This is a genomic window from Paraburkholderia sp. SIMBA_054 (assembly GCF_046534875.1).
In the GTDB taxonomy this organism is placed as follows: Bacteria; Pseudomonadota; Gammaproteobacteria; order Burkholderiales; family Burkholderiaceae; genus Paraburkholderia; species Paraburkholderia hospita.
This window is the reverse complement of the sequence record NZ_JAWRXV010000440.1, coordinates 1-325: the sequence shown is the minus strand read 5'-3', so window position 1 is coordinate 325 and position 325 is coordinate 1. Positions and strand designations below refer to the sequence as shown.

Here is a 325-nt window from a genome sequence, read left to right as displayed (position 1 = left end):
CTTTTCAAGTTCACGACGGAACGTTGCGTTGTCGAGCAGGTTCGACTTGAGATCGCGCAGCAGATTGCGCGCGGCCATCAGCGCGCGAAGTTCGGGCACCTTGCTCGCCACGACGTCCGGCCTGAAGTCGTCCATTGACTTGAATTCGAGCGCGACCGGCAATTCCGAGCCGTCACCTGCAAGCGTGTTCTCGACAGCGATCTTTGCTTTCGGGCTGTAATCCGCGAGCACCGAATTGAAGTTGTTCTTGTTGATGTCGACCTTGGTTCGTTCCGCGAGCGCTCGCGTGTCCTGACCGTTGCTGTAGTCGCCCATGACTAGCAGC

1 protein-coding gene is annotated in these 325 nt (G+C 58.2%); it reads right to left on the bottom strand.

Features of this window, described 5'->3' with window-relative positions; all coding sequences use genetic code 11:
* A partial coding sequence (gene tssB, locus SB822_RS55815; RefSeq protein ID WP_410858940.1) for a type VI secretion system contractile sheath small subunit occupies positions 1-325 on the bottom strand: 325 nt, incomplete at both ends.